General features: G+C 71.0%; 14 protein-coding genes and 2 tRNA genes. 7 read left to right on the plus strand and 9 right to left on the minus strand.

Features of this window, described 5'->3' with window-relative positions; genetic code table 11:
* The first annotated feature begins 82 nt into the window (after positions 1-82).
* The 4 genes from JAN01S_RS08530 (at position 83) to JAN01S_RS08545 (ending at position 3,323) form a co-directional block, all read left to right on the plus strand.
* A complete protein-coding gene (locus tag JAN01S_RS08530; protein ID WP_068316645.1) occupies positions 83-841 on the plus strand; it encodes an amino acid ABC transporter ATP-binding protein in 759 nt (252 codons plus the stop codon).
* Between the two features lie 31 nt (positions 842-872).
* Positions 873-1,703 (plus strand): glutamate ABC transporter substrate-binding protein, encoded by an 831-nt coding sequence (locus JAN01S_RS08535; RefSeq protein WP_068316649.1) that lies wholly within the window; start codon positions 873-875, stop codon positions 1,701-1,703.
* Between the two features lie 76 nt (positions 1,704-1,779).
* Positions 1,780-2,460, plus strand: a complete 681-nt coding sequence (locus JAN01S_RS08540) for an amino acid ABC transporter permease (RefSeq protein ID WP_068316652.1) — start codon at positions 1,780-1,782, stop codon at positions 2,458-2,460.
* A complete protein-coding gene (locus JAN01S_RS08545; RefSeq protein ID WP_068316656.1) occupies positions 2,457-3,323 on the plus strand; it encodes an amino acid ABC transporter permease in 867 nt (288 codons plus the stop codon). Before JAN01S_RS08540 ends, JAN01S_RS08545 begins: the two co-directional genes overlap by 4 nt.
* Positions 3,324-3,433: 110 nt before the next feature.
* Here the strand turns inward: JAN01S_RS08545 and JAN01S_RS08550 are convergent, their stop codons facing one another.
* Entirely contained in the window at positions 3,434-3,946 is a 513-nt protein-coding gene (locus JAN01S_RS08550; RefSeq protein ID WP_068316659.1) for a DUF3145 domain-containing protein, read from the minus strand.
* 227 nt (positions 3,947-4,173) lie between these two features.
* Between JAN01S_RS08550 and JAN01S_RS08555 the strand changes: the two genes are divergently transcribed.
* Together JAN01S_RS08555 and JAN01S_RS08560 are read left to right on the plus strand one after the other, a co-directional pair.
* Positions 4,174-4,250 (plus strand) — tRNA-Ile (locus tag JAN01S_RS08555).
* A gap of 70 nt (positions 4,251-4,320) precedes the next feature.
* Positions 4,321-5,298, plus strand: a complete 978-nt coding sequence (locus tag JAN01S_RS08560; RefSeq protein WP_068316661.1) for a transporter substrate-binding domain-containing protein — start codon at positions 4,321-4,323, stop codon at positions 5,296-5,298.
* 75 nt (positions 5,299-5,373) lie between these two features.
* Here the strand turns inward: JAN01S_RS08560 and JAN01S_RS08565 are convergent.
* The 8 genes from JAN01S_RS08565 to JAN01S_RS08600 form a co-directional block, all read right to left on the minus strand.
* Positions 5,374-5,446, minus strand: a tRNA-Asn gene (locus JAN01S_RS08565).
* A 65-nt stretch (positions 5,447-5,511) separates the two neighbouring features.
* Positions 5,512-6,510: an isopenicillin N synthase family dioxygenase gene (locus JAN01S_RS08570; RefSeq protein WP_068316666.1), complete on the minus strand. Its 999-nt coding sequence runs from the start codon at positions 6,508-6,510 to the stop codon at positions 5,512-5,514.
* 58 nt (positions 6,511-6,568) lie between these two features.
* A complete protein-coding gene (locus tag JAN01S_RS08575) occupies positions 6,569-7,039 on the minus strand; it encodes a hypothetical protein (protein WP_157075670.1) in 471 nt (156 codons plus the stop codon).
* A 41-nt stretch (positions 7,040-7,080) separates the two neighbouring features.
* Positions 7,081-9,003, minus strand: coding sequence for a DNA primase (gene dnaG / locus JAN01S_RS08580; protein ID WP_068316671.1), 1,923 nt, complete (start codon positions 9,001-9,003; stop codon positions 7,081-7,083).
* 65 nt (positions 9,004-9,068) lie between these two features.
* Positions 9,069-9,431 carry a hypothetical protein gene (locus JAN01S_RS08585; protein ID WP_068316673.1) on the minus strand — a complete coding sequence of 121 codons (363 nt, stop codon included), beginning with the start codon at positions 9,429-9,431 and terminating at the stop codon, positions 9,069-9,071.
* Positions 9,428-9,700, minus strand: a complete 273-nt coding sequence (locus JAN01S_RS16910) for a DUF6406 domain-containing protein (RefSeq protein ID WP_068316676.1) — start codon at positions 9,698-9,700, stop codon at positions 9,428-9,430. The genes JAN01S_RS08585 and JAN01S_RS16910 overlap by 4 nt, the downstream gene beginning before the upstream one ends.
* Positions 9,701-9,714: 14 nt before the next feature.
* Positions 9,715-10,791 carry a C2 family cysteine protease gene (locus JAN01S_RS08595; protein WP_068316679.1) on the minus strand — a complete coding sequence of 359 codons (1,077 nt, stop codon included), beginning with the start codon at positions 10,789-10,791 and terminating at the stop codon, positions 9,715-9,717.
* 73 nt (positions 10,792-10,864) lie between these two features.
* Positions 10,865-12,097 carry a deoxyguanosinetriphosphate triphosphohydrolase gene (locus JAN01S_RS08600; protein ID WP_068316682.1) on the minus strand — a complete coding sequence of 411 codons (1,233 nt, stop codon included), beginning with the start codon at positions 12,095-12,097 and terminating at the stop codon, positions 10,865-10,867.
* 103 nt (positions 12,098-12,200) lie between these two features.
* Between JAN01S_RS08600 and JAN01S_RS08605 the strand changes: the two genes are divergently transcribed.
* Positions 12,201-15,575, plus strand: a complete 3,375-nt coding sequence (locus JAN01S_RS08605) for a pyruvate carboxylase (protein WP_068316685.1) — start codon at positions 12,201-12,203, stop codon at positions 15,573-15,575.
* The last annotated feature ends 3 nt before the right edge of the window (positions 15,576-15,578 follow it).

Below are 15,578 nucleotides of genomic sequence, written 5' to 3' on the forward strand. Positions count from 1 at the left end.
GGCGTGATCGGAGTGTCTCACTCCGATCACGCCGGCCCTGTCGTGTGACCTCTGGCACGTCCGGGCCGCTAGGTTTCTCGGCATGCCGAGCGACACCGCGACCCATGAACCCCTCGTCGTGCTCACCGACGTCAACAAGCACTTCGGGCAGCTGCACGTCCTCAAGGACATCAACCTGACGATCGGCAAGGGCGAGGTCGTCGTCGTCATCGGTCCCTCCGGATCCGGCAAGTCGACGTTGTGCCGCACGATCAACCGCCTCGAGACCTTCGAGTCCGGCAGCATCACCATCGACGGCCAGCCGCTGCCCGAGGAGGGCAAGGAGCTCGCGCGCCTGCGGGCCGACGTCGGCATGGTCTTCCAGGCGTTCAACCTCTTCGCGCACAAGACGATCCTGGACAACGTCACCCTCGGGCCGATGAAGGTGCGCAAGAAGTCCAAGGCCGAGGCGACCGAGCGCGCCCGCGAGCTGCTGACGCGTGTCGGCGTCGAGGCCCAGGCGAGCAAGTTCCCCGCGCAGCTGTCCGGAGGGCAGCAGCAGCGCGTGGCCATCGCCCGCTCCCTCGCCATGGACCCCAAGGTCATGCTCTTCGACGAGCCGACGTCGGCCCTCGACCCCGAGATGATCAACGAGGTCCTCGACGTCATGATCCGGCTGGCACAGACGGGCATGACCATGGTCGTCGTCACCCACGAGATGGGCTTCGCCCGCCGCGCGGCCGACCGCGTCGTCTTCATGGCCGACGGACAGATCGTCGAGACGGCCACCCCGGACGAGTTCTTCACCAACCCGCAGAGCGACCGGGCCAAGGACTTCCTCGGCAAGATCCTCAGCCACTGACCATCGCACGACCCAACCCAGGAGGAGCACCATGATCACGCGACGCATCGGCGCAGCAGCCACCACCCTCGTCCTCGCCGCCGGCCTCGCGGCCTGCGGCAGCGACGACGGCGACAGTGGGGGCGGTGGCGGCGACGACAGCAGCATCAAGATCGGGATCAAGTTCGACCAGCCGGGACTGGGCCTGAAGGAGGGCAACACCTACACCGGCTTCGACGTCGACGTGGCCAACTACGTCGCCAAGGAGCTCGGCAAGACCGACATCCAGTTCGTCCAGGCACCAAGCAAGCAGCGTGAGGACCTCATCGCCACCGGCCAGGTGGACCTGATCTTCGCGACCTACTCGATCACCGACGAGCGCAAGGAAAAGGTCTCCTTCGCCGGCCCGTACTTCATCGCCGGTCAGGACCTGCTCGTCGCCACGGACGCCAAGATCACCGGGCCGAAGGACCTCGACGGCAAGAAGCTGTGCTCGGTCACCGGCTCCACCTCCGCCGACAACGTCAAGGAGGAGGTCCCGGGCGTCAACCTGCAGGAGTTCGACACCTACTCCAAGTGCGCGGAGGCGGTCTCCAAGGGCCAGCTCGACGCACTGACGACGGACGACACCATCCTCGCCGGGTACGCGGCGCAGGAGCAGTACAAGGGCAAGCTCAAGGTGGTGGGCGCCCCCTTCTCCGAGGAGCGCTACGGCGTCGGCCTCAAGAAGGGCGACACGGCCCTGTGCGAGGACGTCAACGCGGCCCTGACCAAGATGGTCGAGGACGGTTCGTGGGACAAGGCGGTCGAGGACAACTTCGGCCCGGCCGGGTTCAAGGTCGACTCCAAGACCAACCCGCCCAAGCTGGACGCCTGCTCCTGAGATGACCGACGGGGTGGTCCGGTCCACCGGACCACCCCGTCGAGCACGGACGACGCGTAGGCACAAGGAGTAGTGGATGAACGAGCTCTTCCAGCAGTTCGACGTGTGGGGCGCCTTCTGGCTCACCATCAAGCTGGCTGTCTTCTCCCTCGCGGGAGCCCTGGTCATCGGGACCGTCGTGGCGATCATGCGGGTCTCACCGGTGGCGGTCTTCCGCTTCGTCGGTGCGGCCTACGTCAACATCATCCGCAACACCCCGCTGACCCTGATCCTGACCTTCACGATCTTGGTCATGCTCTACGACCTGGGCATCAACCTCGCCGACGAGTCCAGCCCGACCTCGATCACGGACAACGGCGTGCGCTGGGCGATCGTCGGGCTCGCGGTCTACCACGCGGCCTTCGTCTGCGAGGCCCTGCGCAGCGGCATCAACACCGTGCCACCGGGTCAGGCGGAGGCCGCCCGCTCGCTGGGCCTGGGCTTCGGCCAGAACCTGCGACACGTCGTCCTGCCGCAGGCGATCCGTGGGGCCATCGCCCCGCTGGCGTCGGTGACCATCGCCCTGATCAAGAACACGACCGTCGCCGCCGCCATCGGCGTCGCCGAGACCGCGGCGCTGATGAGCGCGGCCATCGAGCTGCGGGCGGATCTGAACTACGTGACCTTCGCGCTCGTCGCCGGGTTCTTCCTGCTCATCACCCTGCCGATCGGCATCGGCCTGACGAGCCTGTCGCGGCGGATGGCGGTGAAGCGGTGAGCACCAGCGTCCTCTTCGACACCCCCGGCCCGCGGGCCCGCGCCCGCTACCGGGTCATCGCGGTTCTCGGCCTGCTGGTCGCGCTCGCCATCGGCTGGGTCGTCGTCGACCGACTCAACCAGTACCAGGAGTTCTCCGGCGCCAAGTGGTCACCGATGGCGACCTGGTCGACGTGGCGCTACTACCTGCTGCTCGGGTTGTGGAACACCATCAAGGCCGCCGGGCTGTCGGTGCTCGGGGCCACCGTCTTCGGGTTCGTCTTCGGCTCCGGCCGACTGTCGCAGCACGCACCTGTGCGCTGGATCAGTGGAGCGGTGGTCGAGTTCTTCCGCGCGATCCCCGTGCTGATCATGATGATCTTCTTCTTCGGCATCTACGCCTACAACGGGGTCTTCTCCGCCGAGCTCAACCCGCTCGCGGCGGTCGTCACCGCGCTGACGCTCTACAACGGCGCGGTCATGGCCGAGTTGCTGCGCTCGGGTGTCCACTCACTGCCCGCCGGTCAGGCGGAGGCGGGACTGTCGGTGGGCCTGTCCCCCGGCCAGGTGCTGCGCTCGATCCAGATCCCGCAGGCCGTGACGGCCATGCTGCCGGCACTGGTCAGCCAGCTCGTCGTCATCCTCAAGGACACCGCCCTGGGCACCGTCATCACCTACCCGGAGCTGCTGCAGCAGGGGCAGAACCTGTCCTCCCTGCACTCGAACATCTTCGCCGCGCTCGTCGTCGTCGCCCTGATCTTCATCACGGTCAACTGGGCCCTCACGGCCCTCGCGGGCTTGCTGGAGCGGCGGATCAACCGCCGCGGACGCACCGCCGGCGAGGCCATCCAGACGGCACCGGTGGCGGCCGGGGCGGAGGACTGACACCAACAGCGAGCACAGGAGCTTGCTCTGCACGCCCACGACGAAGGGCGCCGCGCCAAGGAGGGTGCGCGGCGCCCTTCGTCGTGGGGCGTGGTGCTGGGTCGGGCGTGTCAGCCGACCTTGTGCAGCCAACGCACGGGCGCGCCGTCACCGGCGTGACGGAAGGGCTCGAGCTCGGCATCCCAGGCGTCGCCGAGGAGCTCGCCGAGCATGTCCTCGACGGCCTCGCCGGCGCCCTGGGCGAGGGTCATGACCTCGCGCAGACGGTTCTCGTGGAGGACGACGTCGCCGGAGGCGGAGATCGTCGCGTGGTGGATGCCGAGGGTCGGCGTGTGGCTCCAGCGGGAACCGTCGAGGCCCGGGGTGGGCTCCTCGGTCACCTCGTAGCGCACGTTGTCCCAACCGCGCAGCGCGGAGGCAAGCTTCGCCCCCGTGCCCGGCTCTCCCGTCCAGGAGAACTCGGCACGCTTGAGCGACCGGCCGAGCTGCTGCTCGGTCCAGTCGAGGGTCACGGCCTGACCCAGCACGGCTTCGAGCGCCCACGTGATGTGGGGGCACAACGCCGTCGGGGTGCTGTGGATGAACACCACACCTCGCGTGCTGACACGCTTTCCTGCAGACATCTCGATCCTCCTTGAGTGCGATGGACGTCTTCCCCAACGCCAGGCACTCGTGCTGGACCGAACTGCTGCGCCACGTGTCGATCGTGGTGTGCTGCTCGACGATCTTCGGTTGTGCCGCCCATCATGCCCCATGTACCACACGAGCACCAGTCCTCACGCCAACCCCGGCCACCCCACTCGTCCCACGCCGTGACGGGGTAACCTCACGCCGTCGCCCTCGGGCGCACGGGGCGGTAGCTCAGTCGGTCAGAGCAGCGGACTCATAATCCGTCGGTCCTGGGTTCAAGCCCCAGTCGCCCCACCACGACGCGGTCACTCCCTTCGTCCTGCGGGCCGACCTGCGAGGATGGACCCGTCCGACGAAGGGGGATGACGTGCGCCGTGTCCGCGTGCTGGCCGCGACCGCACTCACCGCTACCCTCCTGGCCGCCTGCGTGCGCCCGGTCGACGTCGACCCCACGGGGACGGCAGCACCCGACACCACCAGCAGCACGCCCACGAGCACCTCGACGAGCGAGCACAGCTCCTCGTCCAGCAGCACCACCGGCCCGACCCTGCAGGAGACGGACCTGCCGGACACCCTGCGCGTGGCGATCTCCTTCGACCAGCCGGGCGTCGGCCTGCGTGAGGGCGACACCTACTCGGGCCTGGACACCGACGTGGCCCGGTACGTCGCGCGGTACCTGGGCATCTCCCGGATCACCTTCGTCGAGGGCGTGACCGACCAGCGCCAGACCCTGCTCGCCACCGGCCAGGCCGACCTGGTCCTCGGGGCCTACACGATGACACCCGAGCGGGCCGAGGAGGTCACCTTCGCCGGCCCCTACCTCACGACCGGTCAGGGCCTGCTCGTGCGCTCCCGCAGCAGGATCCGCACACCGGCGGACCTCCCGGGCTTCACCACGTGCAGCGTGCAGGGCTCCCGGTCCACGGCCGAGCTGGTGGACAACCACCCGGGTCTGCACCTGACGATGCGCGAGCGCCTCTCCGACTGCGTCGACCTGCTCGAGGACAACAAGGTCAACGCCGTGACATCGGACGCGGCGATCCTGCGCGGGTACGCGAGGGCGTCCGAGGCGCCGGACAAGCTGCGCACGGGCGGCACGACCTTCACCACTGAGCAGTGGGGCGTGGCCATGCGCCGTGAGGACACCGACCTGTGCCAGGACGTGCGCGCTGCCCTGGCCGACATGGTCGACACCGGTGCGTGGAAGCGGTCCGTGCGCGAGAACCTCGGCCCGACCAAGGCGATCGGCAAGCGGACCGCGACGCCACCTCAGCTCAAGGCCTGCCCGCCGCCCCGACCGTCGAGCAGCTCGACCTCCGGGTCCCCCTCCCCCTCGTCCAGCTGAGCAGCCGGCCCAGCAGCACTGCGCCGAGGGCACGCAGAAGGCCGGCACCCAATGGGTACCGGCCTGCTTGCTGTGCTCCCCCGGTTGGACTCGAACCAACAACCCTCCGGTTAACAGCCGAATGCTCTGCCAATTGAGCTACAGGGGATCGCGCCGAAGCGCTGCGCCACCATAGCAAGAAGGTGGCCGCGAAACGAAAACGAAACGTCGGACTCAGTCCGAGGACGCGACGAGGTCCGCGTGGTGACGTGCGGCGACGTCGGGGTGGGCCCGCAACCTGGCCTTGAGGAGGTTCTCGCCGTAGCGCCCGCCGAGGACGTTGGCGGCGTCCCGGGTGACCCCCTTCGCCCGGGCCGCGAGCTCCGGTGGGAGCTCGACGGAGGGCACCGGGGCATCGAGCGCCGGGTTGAAGAAGAAGGGGATCGAGAGCCGTTCGCTCCCCGGAGGCGGGGCGGTGACGCGGTGCTGGGTGGCGCGCAGGTACCCGTCCGTCGCGACCTCCATGAGCTCGCCGATGTTGACGACGAAGCAGTCGTCGGTGGGCGGCACGTCGATCCACCCGTCATCGGTCCGCACCTGCAGGCCACCCTTGCCGGGCTCGATGAGCAGCAGGGTGAGGATGCCCGGGTCGCTGTGCGCGCCGACGCCCTGCGGGGTGTCGGCGGTGCCGGGGTACCGGACGAGCTTGAGCAGGATCGAGGCCGGGTCGAAGGTCGGGACGAAGTGGTCCGCAGGGCCGCCCAGGGAGATCGCCCACTGCGCCAGCAGCCGGTGACCGAGCTGCTCCAACCGGTCCATCCACGCGGTGATGACGGTGCGCAGCTCCGGCAGCGCGTCGGGCCACTGGTTGGGCCCGTCGAGTCGCATGTACGGCGGGTCGACGATGCCCGTGACCGGCCGCTCCGATCCGATGTCGATCTGCTCGCGGTGGTCGACCTGCCCCTGGGTCAGCTCACCGGCCAGTCGCGTCCACCCGCGGAACTGCGGGCTGCGGGTCATCTCGATCGCCCGCTTGTCGGCCTCCGGCAGGGCGAAGAAGCGTCGGGCCACCTCGAAGAGCTCGCCGATGACCTGCGGATCGATGCCGTGCCTCAGGTGGAAGAAGCCGACCTCGTGCGTGGCCGTGCGCAGCGCCTCACGGAAGCGCTCGGCGGCCTCGGGTCCGGCATCGAGATCGGCGAGGTCGAGCAGCGGCAACGTGCGGTCGGACATGACCGCACCATAGGTCGGCGGTCCGGTCGGATCGAGTCTCGTGCCGCAAGGCAGACCGTCAGGGCTCGCGGCCGACCTGCTCGGCCAGCCGGGCGGCAGCGGCCTCGGTCGCGGCGACGAGCTCCGGGTCGTCGGGATCGCAGCCCCGCCCCACGATGGTCTGGGCGAGCAGCCGGTCGGTCGCGAGGTCCTTGCGCAGGACGACCCTGGCCCGGCGGGTGCGGTCGAGCGCGACCTCCTCGACGAGCACGATCGTCGCCTGCACCCGGGCGCGGAAGTGGTCCGGCACCGCGCCCGGCTCGGGCAGCGTCCACCGCCCGGGCGCGCCGTGGTCGACCCAGGTCACGTCCAGCTCGTCGGTGTCGGGGTCCCACCGGCCGCGGTCGACGAGGTGCCAGGGACGCCCTTCGGCCAGCTCTCCCCCGGGCACGACGAGCCGGTGGGTGGTGATGACCACGACCTCGTCCCCGGTCGTGGCCGCCGTCGCGAGCACGCGCTCGCCCCGGGCGAGCTCGACACCGTCGGGCACGGGCACACCCCGCGCACGCTGCCACCGGCTCCACGTCGGGCTCACTGGACCGCCTCGCGCAGGGCCGCCCGCTCGCGCTCCAGGGTCTGCAGCGACAGGGACAGCTCGCGCATCGCCCCGGGGTCGGCGCTCGGGTCGGCGGCCATCCGCCGCATCTGCGACATGGCGTCGGAGATGCGCCGCCCGATCGACACCTCACGCACGCGCACCAGGAGCGAGCGGGTGTAGTGCGGCGGCGGCAGCCCGGTGGACGGGTCGTGCACGACGGGAAGGGGGGCGACCGACAGCTCCGCGACGAGCGGCGCGACCGCGAGCGGGGTCGCCTCGTCGATCCGCGCGTGCCACGCCGCCAGCGTCGTGCCCTCGGTCAGGGGACCGACGGCGCGAACCGCGTCGAAGACGGCGCGGTGGGCCGGCGCGACGAAGCCCTCCGGCTCGACTGCGTCCAGGTCGGTCGGCGTGAACATCGACGGGTGCTGCAGCATCGACTGGAGCAGCTGCCGCTCGGCCATGACGATCGGGTCGCGCAGGTCCGGTGCCGGCACGCCGGCGGCCGCCTCGCCCACCGTGGGCTCGGGGGTCTCCGGGTTGGCGCGGGTCTCCCCCTTCGCCTCCTCGCGGGCCTGGATGCGCCCGGCCCGCGTCACGGCATCACGCATCTGCTCGACCTCGACACCGACCCAGCCGGCGACCGTGCGCACGTACTCCGGGCGCAACGACGAGTCGCGGATGCTGTTGATGATCGGGGCGACGGCCCCCATCCCCCGCACCCGGCCCTCGGCCGTGTCGAGGTCGAAGCGGGCCAGGGTCGTGCGCACCGCGAACTCGAACATCGGCACCGCGTCGGCGACGAGCTCGCGCACGGCGGAGTCGCCCTCGCGCAACCGCAGGTCGCACGGGTCCATCCCGTCCTTTGCGACCGCGACGAAGCTCTGGCTGGCCCACTTGTCGTCCTGGGCGTAGGCCTTCATAGCCGCCTTCTGCCCCGCGGCGTCGCCGTCGAAGGTGAAGACGATGCGCGCCGGCGCCAGGTCGGCCTCGTCGCGCACGATCCGCCGGATGACCTTGATGTGGTCCTCGCCGAAGGCGGTGCCGCACGTCGCGACCGCCTCCTCGACCCCGGACAGGTGCGCCGCCATGACGTCGGTGTAGCCCTCGACGACGACGGCCAGCCGCTCGTCGCGGATCGACTTCTTCGCCAGGTCGAGCCCGTAGAGGACCGTCGACTTCTTGTAGATCGGCGTCTCGGTCGTGTTGAGGTACTTCGCCGCGATGCGGTCGTTGTCGTAGAGGCGCCGGGCACCGAAGCCGATCGTGTCGCCGGTGATGTCGCGGATCGGCCAGACGAGCCGGCCACGGAAGCGGTCGTACAGCCCCCGCGAGCCCTTGCCGCAGAGCCCGCCGATGGTCAGCTCGTCGTCGGTGAAGCCCTTGCCCCGCAGGTGGCGGGCGAGCTCCTCGCCGCCACGCGGCGCGTAGCCGATGCCGAAGAGCTTGGCCTCGGGCGAGGCAAAGCCCCTCTCCCGCAGGAAGTCCCGCCCGATGCGCGCCTCGGGCGAGCCGAGCAGCCGCTCATGGTAGAACTCCGCCGCCGCGCGGTGCGCCTCGAGCAGTCGGCCGCGCTTGCCCAGGCCGACGCCGTCGCGCGGACCGCCGCCCTCCTCGTAGCGCAGCTCCATGCCGAGCTTGCCCGCGAGGCGCTCGACGGCCTCGGCGAAGGTCAGGTGGTCGAGCTTTTGCACGAAGGAGATGACGTCGCCGCCCTCCCCGCACCCGAAGCAGTGGTAGGCGCCGACCGTCTCGCGGACCGTGAAGCTCGGCGTCTTTTCGTCGTGGAAGGGACACAGGCCCTTCATCGACCCGATGCCAGCAGGGCGCAGGCTCACGTGCTCACGGACGACGTCGGTGATCGAGGAGCGCTCCTTGACCGCCTGCACGTCATCGGCGCGGATCCGTCCCGCCACGGGCCACCTCGCTCCCTGCTCGCTCGTTGGGTCGAGTGTAGGCGGACGGCCTGACGACGCGGAGGTCAGCCTTCGGCCGGGACCACCATGACGTGCCCACCCATGCTGCCCGGGCTGTCGCCGTCCTCCTCGGACCACACCGCCTCGACGCGATAGCTCGCCCCGGCGATGTCCACGGTCGCTCCCTCGCTCACGTCCGTGGCCTCCGACGGGCCGTCGACGGTGATGCGCAGCGTCGCGTCGTCGCCCTCGACGTCGGTGGCGACCACGGACATCCCGTCCACGGTGCCCGGCTGGTTCTCGACCAGCACGACGGCGCCCTCGGGCGTGCTCTCCGGGGCGGAGTCCCCGTCGTCACCGCACGCGGCGACGGCCAGGGCCAGCAGTGGCACGAGAGCGAGCGCCCGCACTCCCCGCGCGGTGCTCACCGGGCGGCACCGTCCACCACGGAGAGGGTGACGCGACCGGACGCACGACCGGGCCGGCCGGCGTCGCCACCTCCCGTGATCTCGTCGACGTGCAGGGCGCGATCCCCGAAGGGCACCGTGTCGCCCGCCCCGACCTGGTGCTTGACCATCGGCTCACCGGGCGGCTCGACGATGACCGTGGCCGCCCCCTCGTGGACGTTGGCGGCGATGAGGCGCATGCCCCATGCCGGGGTCGGGATGTTCTGCTGCAGCGTGATCGTCGTGTCCATCGCCTCTCCTGCACTCACTTGGTCGACCCGACGTCGAGACGGGCGAAGTTCTTCTCGAACTCCTCGTAGCTCATGGTGATCGGTGCCTCACCCTTGCCCCACGGGTTCTGCACGGTGACCTCGCCGGTCTCGGGGTTGACGTCGGTGACGGTGTAGGCGTGGTTGCTGTAGAGGTCGCCGTCCGAGTGCTTCTTGCCGTCGCCGTCGGTCGAGGCGACGACGACGCCGCCGTCGTCGAACTTGGCCTGCAGGTCCGAGGCGCCGGGGAAGTCCTTGTCGTCCCAGGGCATGAGCCCCTCGTCGTAGGTCTCCACCTCGTTGCCCGTCATGGCCTCGATGGCCTTGGCGGGCCAGTCGCTGTCGAGATCCTCGTAGTCCCCGCCGAACTCCTTGGCCATGGCCTTCTCGTAGAGCAGGGGCCACAGCTCGCGTCCGCCGCCGTCGTTGTTGGCGTACACCGGCTCGCCATCGGGACCGACGGGCAGCTTGCCGTCGACCGTGACGACGACCGGCTCCCCATCGCGGTAGAGGGTGACGTCGTAGGTCCCGTCCCCGTTGTCCTTGATGTTCTTCTCGATGAGCTCCTGGCCCGAGGGTGTGCCGGCGATGCCCTTCATCGAGCTGATCAGCCAGCAGTCACCCAGGGCGCCCTGCTTGACGTCGTCGGGCTCGACCCCACCTTCGTCGATCAGCGGGCCGTCGACGTCCTTGTACTCGGCGTTCTCGGTGTCGTCCTTGATGTCGGGGTTGGAGGAGCTGACCCCGTCGCCGTCCCCACCGGGGCCTCGGGGGCCGCCTCCACCGCCCCCGCCGCCTCGGCGGCTGCCGCTGGCCTCGTCCTGCTGGTCGGCCTGGGCGCGCATCCGCTCCCCGAAGGAGCGCAGCGTCTCGGCGGTCTCGTCGCACTGGCGCCCCACCTGCGTCCACCCCTGCGCGAAGAACTCCGTGTCCGGCCCCTGCCACGCCTCGACGAGCCTGCTCATCGAGGCCGATCCGTCCTGTGCCACGCCGGTGAGCTGCTTCGACTGCAGCACCAGCTGTTCGGCGATCTGGCGCATGCGCGCCACGTCCATGCCGTCGGTCAGTGTCATCCCTGGTCCCCGTTGTCTGTGTGGTCAGGAGACTAGCGACGCCACACCGCTGCGGCGAGGGGGAGCGCTCCCCCTAGGGGCAGTGCTGCGCGTGCAGGGCGAGCGCCCGCACGTCCGTCAGGCTCGCCACCTGGTCGACGACGACCCGCAATCGCGCCGCATCGTCCTGCGCCGCAACGAAATCGGCCCTCAGGTCAGCGTCGAGCCGTGCCTCGGGGTCGGCGGCGAACCACGCCGCGAGGTCGGCGACGACCTGCCGCTGGTAGGCGTACTCGTCGTCGCGCTCACCGGTGAACATGACGAAGTGGGCGGCCACCGCCTTGAGCACCGCGACCTCGGCGCGCGAGTCCTCGGGCACGACGAGGCGGGCCTCGTAGCGGCCGAGGTCGCCGGGCCCGTGAACGGCACGGGTTGCCTGCTCGGCCGCGTGGACGAAGCGCCCGATGAGCCGTGAGGTCATGTCCTTGAGCCCCGCGAGCCCGGCCCGCGAGCCGTCGTAGCCATCGGGCACGGCGCCCGTCGCGAGGAGCCTCTCGAGACCCTCGGCGAGCGTGTCGCGCCCCAGGTCACGGGCGAAGTGCTCGGCCGCCACGTCGACGACCGCCTGGCTGTCGTCGGCATCTCGCAGCCGGCGCAGGTCCAGCCGCCCGGAGGCGATCGCGTCCTCGACGTCGTGGACGGAGTAGGCGACGTCGTCGGACCAGTCCATGACGTCGGCCTCGAGGCAGCGCACGACACCACCGGGGCTCCCGGCGCGCAGCCACTCGAAGACCGGCAGGTCGTCCTCGTAGACGCCGAACTTGGGGGTGGGCACCGGGCCGTGCCCACGTCGCCACGGGTACTTGGTCGCCGCGTCAAGGCTCGCCCGGGTGAGGTTGAGCCCGGCGGGCCGTCCGTCGGGATGGACCCGCTTGGGCTCCAGCCGGGTGAGGATGCGCAGCGTCTGCGCGTTGCCCTCGAAGCCCCCGATCCCGGCGGCGACCTCGTCGAGCGCCGTCTCCCCGTTGTGGCCGAAGGGAGGGTGCCCCAGGTCGTGCGCGAGACAGGCCACCTCGACGACGTCGGCCTGGCAGCCCAGGGCCCCGCCGAACTCCCGGCCGATCTGGGCGACCTCGAGGCTGTGGGTCAGCCGGTTGCGCACGAAGTCGTCGCTGCCCGGCCCGAGCACCTGCGTCTTGGCGGACAGGCGGCGCAGCGCGGCCGAGTGGACGAGACGCCCCCGGTCGCGGGCGAAGTCGTCGCGGTCGGCGCGCTTGTGCACCGGGTCCTCCGAGACCCAGCGCTCGCGGTCGCTCTGCCTGCTCACGCCGGCGAGCCTATGCCGTTCTCACAGAGAGAACCGCCCGGACGTCGGGGCGCCGGACCGTGTCAGGGTGTGGCGGACGCCACTTCCCCACCCCGGAGGTCCCATGTTCAGCAAGATCCTCGTCGCCAACCGAGGCGAGATCGCCATCCGCGCCTTCCGCGCGGCCACCGAGCTCGACGCGACCACCGTCGCCGTCTATCCCCTCGAGGACCGGCTCTCGGAGCACCGGATGAAGGCCGACGAGGCCTACCAGATCGGCGAGGAGGGGCACCCGGTCCGCGCCTACCTCGACCACGAGGACATCGTTCGTGTGGCCCGCGAGGCGGGCGTCGACGCGATCTACCCCGGCTACGGGTTCCTCTCCGAGAACCCGCAGCTGGCCGAGGAGTGCGCCGCCCACGGCATCACCTTCATCGGCCCGCCGGCAGAGGTCCTCGAGCTCACGGGCAACAAGGCGCGCGCCATCGCCGCGGCCAAGGCGGCCGGGCTGCCGACGCTCGACGGCGCCGACGCCACGACCGACCTCGACGAGCTCGAGGCAGCGGCCGAGCGGATCGGCTTCCCCGTCTTCGTCAAGGCCGTGAGCGGTGGCGGCGGCCGCGGCATGCGCCGGGTCGAGCGCCGCGAGGACCTGCGTGCCGCGCTCGAGGCCGCGCAGCGCGAGGCCGAGTCGGCCTTCGGCGACCCGACGCTCTACCTCGAGGAGGCGGTGGTCAACCCGCGGCACATCGAGGTGCAGGTCGTCGGTGACGCGAGCGGCGAGGTGCTCCACTTCTTCGAGCGCGACTGCTCGGTGCAGCGCCGCCACCAGAAGGTCGTCGAGATCGCTCCCGCGCCCAACCTCGACCCGGACCTGCGCGCGCGGATGTGCGCCGACGCGGTCGCCTTCGCCCGCTCGATCGGCTACGTCAACGCGGGGACCGTCGAGTTCCTCCTCGGCGAGGACGGTCGGTACGTCTTCATCGAGATGAACCCGCGCATCCAGGTCGAGCACACGGTGACCGAGGAGGTCACCGAGGTCGACCTCGTCGTCATGCAGATGCAGATCGCGGCCGGCGCGACCCTGGCCGAGCTCGGGCACCGCCAGGAGGACATCGCGACGCACGGCTTCGCACTGCAGTGCCGGATCACGACCGAGGACCCGGCCAATGGCTTCCGCCCCGACTCCGGCACGATCTCCGCCTACCGCTCCGCGGGCGGCTCGGGCGTGCGCCTGGACGGCGGCACGACCTTCGTCGGCGCCGAGGTGAGCGCCCACTTCGACTCGATGCTCGTCAAGCTCACCTGCCGCGCCGCCACCTTCCCCCTCGCCGTGCGGCGCGCCCGGCGCGCGCTCGCCGAGTTCCGCGTCCGCGGCGTCGCGACCAACCTCCCCTTCCTCGAGGCGGTGCTCGCCGACCCGGCCTTCCAGGAGGGCCGGGTCACGACGAGCTTCATCGACGAGCGCCCCCAGCTGCTCGACGCGCCCACGGGCAAGGACCGGGCCACCAAGCTGCTCACCTACCTCGCCGACGTCACCGTCAACCAGCCGCACGGACCCCGCACGAGCGACGTGCGTCCGCGGACGAAGCTGCCGGACCTGACCACCGACGAGCGACCCGAAGGGAGTCGCGACCGGCTCCTGCGCCTCGGCCCGGCCGGCTTCGCCGCCGACCTGCGCCGGCGCACCGACGTGCAGGTGACCGACACGACCTTCCGCGACGCGCACCAGTCGCTGCTCGCCACGCGCGTGCGCACCCGCGACCTGCTGCACGTCGCCGAGCACGTCTCGCACCTGACGCCGCAGCTGCTGTCCGTCGAGGCCTGGGGCGGTGCGACCTACGACGTCGCCCTGCGCTTCCTCCACGAGGACCCCTGGGAGCGTCTGGCCGCGCTCCACGAGGCCATGCCCAATGTCGCTCTCCAGATGCTGCTGCGCGGCCGCAACACCGTCGGCTACACGCCTTACCCGACGACGGTCACCGACGCCTTCGTCGCCGAGGCCGCCCGCAGCGGCCTGTCGATCTTCCGCATCTTCGACTCGCTCAACGACGTGAGCCAGATGCGCCCGGCCGTCGAGTCGGTCCTGGCCACCGACACCGCCGTCGCCGAGGTCGCGCTGTGCTACACCGGCAACCTCCTCGACCCGGGTGAGCGCACCTACACGCTCGACTACTACCTGCGCCTGGCCGAGCAGATCGTCGACACCGGTGCGCACGTGCTGGCCATCAAGGACATGGCCGGCCTGCTGCGCGCACCCGCCGCGGCACGCCTGGTGAGGGCGCTGCGTGAGCGGTTCGACCTGCCCGTCCACCTACACACCCACGACACCGCAGGCGGCCAGATCGGCACGCTCCTCGCGGCGATCGACGCGGGCGTCGACGCCGTCGACGCCGCGAGCGCGACGATGGCCGGCACGACCTCCCAGCCCTCCCTGTCCGCGCTCGTCGCGGCCACCGACGGCACCGACCGTCCGACGGGTCTGGACATCGAGCAGGTCTTCGCGCTCGAGCCGTACTGGGAGGCGGTGCGGCGGCTCTACGCCCCCTTCGAGTCCGGCTTGGCCTCGCCCACCGGCCGCGTCTACCGGCACGAGATCCCCGGCGGGCAGCTGTCCAACCTGCGCCAGCAGGCGATCGCCCTCGGCCTCGGCGAGCGCTTCGAGGAGATCGAGGACATGTACGCCTCGGCGGACGCGATGCTCGGCCACATCGTCAAGGTGACGCCGAGCAGCAAGGTCGTCGGGGACCTCGCCCTCTCGCTCGTCGGGCTCGGTGCCGACCCGGCCGAGTTCGAGGCCGACCCGGCGCGCTTCGACATCCCGGACTCGGTCATCGGGTTCCTGCGCGGCGACCTCGGTGACCCCCCGGCCGGCTGGCCCGAGCCCTTCCGCACCAAGGCGCTCGAGGGCCGGCGCGAGGCACCGCCGACCGCGGACCTCACGCCCGAGCAGGAGCAGGCCCTGCGCGAGGACCCGCGCGGCACGCTCAACGAGCTGCTCTTCCCAGCCCCCACCGAGGAGCTGCGCACCGCCCGCGCGTCCTGGGGCGACACCTCGGTGCTCGACACGGGGCTCTTCCTCCACGGCCTCGAGCAGGGCGTGCAGCACGAGGTCGAAATCGAGCCGGGCAAGACGCTCACCTTCGGTCTGACCTCGATCAGCGAGCCCGACGAGCTCGGCATGCGCACCGTCCTGGGCACCGTCAACGGCCAGCTGCGGCCGGTGCAGGTCCGAGACCGCACGGTCGAGGCCGATGTCGTCGCCGCGGAGAAGGCGGACCCGTCCGTGCCCGGCCAGGTGGCCGCTCCCTTCGCCGGAGTGGTGACGCCGCAGGTCGCCGAGGGCGACGAGGTCGCGGCCGGTGACGTGGTCGCGACGATCGAGGCGATGAAGATGGAGGCCTCCATCACCACGCCGCAGGCGGGCACGGTGAGCCGCCTGGCGATCGGTGGCCGCCAGCAGGTCGAAGGGGGCGACCTGCTCGTCGTCGTGGGGTGAGCC

The sequence above is a fragment of the Janibacter anophelis NBRC 107843 genome (assembly GCF_001570945.1).
GTDB lineage: Bacteria > Actinomycetota > Actinomycetes > Actinomycetales > Dermatophilaceae > Janibacter > Janibacter anophelis.